3 protein-coding genes are annotated in these 4,758 nt (G+C 48.6%); 1 reads left to right on the forward strand and 2 read right to left on the reverse strand.

The annotated features are described in order from the left end of the window. Positions 1-250: 250 nt before the first annotated feature. A complete protein-coding gene (locus tag IQ254_RS29770; RefSeq protein WP_193969760.1) occupies positions 251-928 on the reverse strand; it encodes a DUF3267 domain-containing protein in 678 nt (225 codons plus the stop codon). Between the two features lie 133 nt (positions 929-1,061). Continuing rightward, positions 1,062-2,981, reverse strand: coding sequence for a serine hydrolase (locus IQ254_RS29775; RefSeq protein WP_193969761.1), 1,920 nt, complete (start codon positions 2,979-2,981; stop codon positions 1,062-1,064). A 617-nt stretch (positions 2,982-3,598) separates the two neighbouring features. Here IQ254_RS29775 and IQ254_RS29780 point away from each other — a divergent pair. Further along, positions 3,599-4,420: a class I SAM-dependent methyltransferase gene (locus IQ254_RS29780; protein WP_228041225.1), complete on the forward strand. Its 822-nt coding sequence runs from the start codon at positions 3,599-3,601 to the stop codon at positions 4,418-4,420. Positions 4,421-4,758 lie beyond the last annotated feature (338 nt).

The raw sequence follows: 4,758 nt of genomic DNA on the forward strand, positions 1-4,758 counted from the left end.
ACTTCGTCCGAGTTGGCGAGCAATGCCCCGGATGGACAATGCTGTCGTAGTTCTCAATTCGTAAACTTTATTTCGTTCAGAAGCGCTAAGCTGGATATAGCTCATAGGGTGTCTTTTTGTTGTGGTAGACATCAGACTATCCTATGAGCCCCTCTGTGGAAAGCTTCTAGGTGTTGCACTTCATTCTAGAATCGGCGATACTTGATCAATTCCTGGCCGACCAGATTACTTGGCTATTAGACTAAGCTTGTTAAGCGTTGTTTTTTCTCTTGGGAAGGTCGTTGATTTTCAGATTAGAAGAACCAGGCACATAGGCTGTGATCACCTCTCCTTTATCTACAATCAATGTCTGGGTTGGCTTCTGCAACAACCAGAGAGCAACGGCGATGTCTCCTACCGACCCGCTAGCGTTGAACGCAACGATACAGATCAGCGTTGCCAAGGCGCTGAGGGGCGATCGCCACAGCAAGACAAGTCCAGAGACCGTCAATATCACCAGCGGAGCAAGCGTGATCCATAGGTAAGGATTGCGCAGGATGTACAGTTCTGTAGGGGTAGTCGTGTAGGCGACTACCCCTCTCCAGCCAAAGCGTGGCATACGTCGAGTGACAGACCAAAAGCAGAGGCCGTGAATGGCTTCATGAATAATGACTGTAATGGGTATAGCTAACCCTGCACCCACGACCCAAACCAAAGAGACGGTGATAAAAAATCCGCCTCCTGAATGGATATCTAAAACCGTATAAGGTAGAAGAACGGCTGCCGCCTCAGGACGAATCAGCAGCGTTAATTTTAATATTGCCCAGCCGCTTCCTAAGAGTAAAATTATGCCTATTAGTATCAAAACTAGCAATAGAACCGGCTTTCGCAGTAAATTCAGCGTGCTATGTCGTCGATAGTTCGGAGGCAGTTGGGATAAGGTTGACATACACATACTCCGTATGAAAGGTGGGATAGACGCAGGTCTTCTTGTGGTGTGCCATCCCACCTACGCTGTGACAAAGGCTTCGCGGATTTTGTTGGTAAATTAGCCTTCTTACCAGACTCGATCGCTCTAAACTCTAGACGCCACTAGAGAGCATTGACGCTTCAGCAGTCTGTTTGATGGTATTTAGGATGATGTCAGCCCACAGGCTACTGACTGGGTCAGTACTTTCTGAAAAGCCATTGGAGGTAATGGCGATCGTCAGGTTAAAATCTGGTAGATGATACATACTGGCGCGCCAGCCAAAAACACTTTGAGCGCCTTCATGGCCCAGCACTCTGCCCACCTTTGGTATGTCATCATACATAACCCCCAAACCATACTCAAAGCTGCCTAGAAAGGGGTTGCGATCGCTCACCATTTCTGTCAGTGAGGTCGGCGAAAGCAGTTCGGCAGAAAACAGAGCTTGAGCAAACCGGGCCAGATCTGTTGGTGTTGAAACGATGCCGCCAGCGGCTTTTTTAACGGAGAGAGACGGATGAACCTGACTCAAAATATCTTCAAAATTACCGTCTCCGCTCTCGTCATAGTACGACTTGACGTATCCACCGGGAATATCTTCTGGGTAGGCATAGAATGTATCTGTCAACCCCAATGGCTCAAAAATACGGGTTTGAAACTGCTGTTCAAGCGCAGAATCCGTGGCTGCTTCAATAATTTCTCCCAGCAGCGTGTAGTTTGGGTTGCTATAGCCAAACTGACCCGGCTCACCCATGGGCTCTTTGTCGTAGATCAGTGCTAAAAAGTCGCTTGCTGTCCATTCCTGCTGGGCAATGTCTGGATTCGCAAGATAGGCGGCGGCGAGATCGTCGTCATCATTGCGAACGCCGCTCGTATGGCTCAATAGTTGACGTACGGTAATGTGTTCCCCGTTCGGAATCCGTTTGGCAATCTCCGGCAGCCAGTGACTCATCGGGTCATCTAAACTCAGTTTGCCTTCTTCCGCCAGTTGTAAAACCGTTGTCGCCGTAAATAGCTTGGTGACGCTGCCAATGACAAAGCGATCGTCTGGTCTAAGCGGCGTCTGGACTTCTAGATCGGCAACGCCTTGGGCACTGGTCCAGATAGTCCCGTCTGGAGATATCACCGATACCGAAATACCTGGAAAGCCGCTTTCGGTCAAAATTTGATCTAGCGTCGCTTGGAAACTGGCCTGCAGGTCAGCATCGCCAAAGTAAAAACTATCTTCTGTCAACTCTTCAGAGTCAATGCCTTCCAGTAAAACCAGACCTTCTCGAGACTGAGCATTGACGATAGTGCCGTTGTCAGTATCCAGAAACGTGAGGTCGTCAAACGCAATGCCAAAGTTAAGCGTCAGCTGATCGTCACCCACGGCAAAGTCGGTAATGGTGAAGTCGGGCACAGGCGGAAAAATAGCAATTTTGGGTGTATCTGGCAGGCGACCATCGCCCAGGCGAAACTCATCGCGGCCAGCGCCGCCCGTGAGCACGCCGCCATCTGGGTCAATGAGCACATCATCTCCGCTGCCGCCGTTGAGGGTGTCTAGCCCAGGGCCGCCATCCAGGTCGTCATTACCGCCCCCGCTCCAGAGAGTGTCATCGCCAGACTGCCCTACCAGTCGGTCTTTGCCTTCACCTCCAAGTAGCCGGTCATCGCCACTCCCTCCCACCAGAGTATTGTTTCCCTGTATACCCAGCAATAGGTCATTGTCGGTGCCACCGTTGAGCCAATCGTCACCAGGCCCGCTGACTAAAATATCCTGCCCACCTCTCCCGGCCAGGGTATCGTTGCCAGCCTGACCAAGAAACAGGTCACAACCGTCGGTTCCCGAGAAGGTGTCGTCCCCTTCAGTGCCCAGTTGGAGATTAATGGTCTCGACAGTAGCGTCTAGCTGACGGGTTGAGAGCAGCGGCGATCGCTGGACATTTTGGGCTAGCGTGGCCCCATCCGCAGGTATAGGGCTATTGGCGCTAAACCAACCCGTTTCAAGGATGTTGTTGACGTTGAGTGGTGGAGAAATTTGTGAATCTAGCATAGATTTCAAGCGACAAAATTTTTGCTAGATTCAGCATAAATTAGCCCTGATCTATTCAAATCAATCCTCTGGTTGTCTTAGCGGCTACTTCAATTGACCTTAAGAATGACCGATCGGCTGATGTGCTTTTGCTCTGCTCTACAGCACTGTATGATACAGCTCACACTTTCAAGCTGCCCTGTTCAGTTCACACCCTATTGCGTTCTGATGTCAGAATCTTGAATTTTTTGTTGGGGTGGATAAATGCAATGAAGGAATCTGAGAGTCATCCCGAAGATCACACATCCGATCATTGGGCTTCGGCTGAAATGATATGGAATTTCTTGAGCGGTGTTTTACTTGGGTTGCTTCCACTATACCTACATCTCTTATATTCGATATTTCTGGGTGAGACCATACATTTGACCACTACTGATAGTGGATTTTTTGTAGCATTACCCATCCTGTGTGGATTATTGTCAGCAGCATTTGGAAAGCGATTTTTAACGTTTTTAATCGATCTTCTGTCTTATTTTGGATAGTCCAACAAAGCAGTAGGCTACTTTTTGTTGGCAAACCTATTGCTAAATGACACTTATTGCTAAATGACACTTAGATACTCGAAGAGAACTACCTCAATGAACTCCTTAGATTACTTCTCTGATGTAGCAACAGATTACGCAGAGTATCGACCTAGCTATCCGGCTAGCGCGATCGACACAATGCTAGAGGGCTTTCAGCAACCATCAACTTTAGCTGCCGCTGATATCGGTGCAGGAACTGGAATTGGTTCACGACTTTTGGCTCAGCGTGGCATACGGGTGCAGGCGATAGAACCCAATGCTGACATGAGATCTGCTGCTATCCCACATCAGAACATTGAATGGATAGCGGGATCAGCGGAACAACTTCCGTTACTCACTTCAAGTATCGATTTAGTCGTTTCGTTTCAAGCCTTTCATTGGTTTGAATTTGGGCAAAGCCTGAGAGAGTTTCAGCGAATTCTGAAGCCGACTGGACGCCTAGCATTGTTATGGAATTTCTGGAATCAAGCGGACTCTTTCTCCCATCGCTATACTCATATTCTTTATGAGGTGGCAAAACGCTATAACTCTCCTGCGGTTCAGCCCCAGTCAGGTTGTCCAAATGTCAACGATACAAGACTGACTGACTGGGTAAAACGTAGACAGTATGGGTTATTTTGGCAAGGAATATATCTTCCTCACTTTAAACAGCTCGATCGTCGCCAATTCATGTATCAGCAGACGCTGGATCGAGCAGGCTTGATAGGCTGTGCCCTCAGTCAGGGATTTTTGCCGCGATCGGGGGCTGGCGTAGAGGATCTTTGCGATCGGTTAGATCGGCTATATGCTGACTGGAAAGATAAACAAGGCAGGGTTCGATTGGTTTATCAAACTTATTTATACACGGCTGCCCCCGTTGCTAAGCAAGCTGAGTAAAATCTTAGAGAGATTTCAATTTCAACGCCAATTGGGAGAATCTTTAATTGATAGTATGCAAAACCACTATCCTACGCTCATTGGTTTAGCCCTTGCTCTGGGTGGGCCGATAATTTTAGCTCTGAGCGATCGCCTCTTCAGCCAATATCATGGCCTTGCCAGCAGCCTATTTCAGCAACTGTTGCTGGCTGGTCTGTGCACAGGAGTTTTGCAGGGCTATTTCATTCTAAAAATGGCCTTGAGGGTATCTAGGCCAAATTTGCAGAGTCGTTCAGCCTGAGCCATGTTGGAGAACTCATTGGAGCGATAGAGGTTGAGCGCGAAGTTCCGAGCGACGG

Origin of the sequence: Nodosilinea sp. LEGE 07088 (assembly GCF_015207395.1) — a bacterium.
In the GTDB taxonomy this organism is placed as follows: domain Bacteria; phylum Cyanobacteriota; class Cyanobacteriia; order Phormidesmidales; family Phormidesmidaceae; genus Nodosilinea.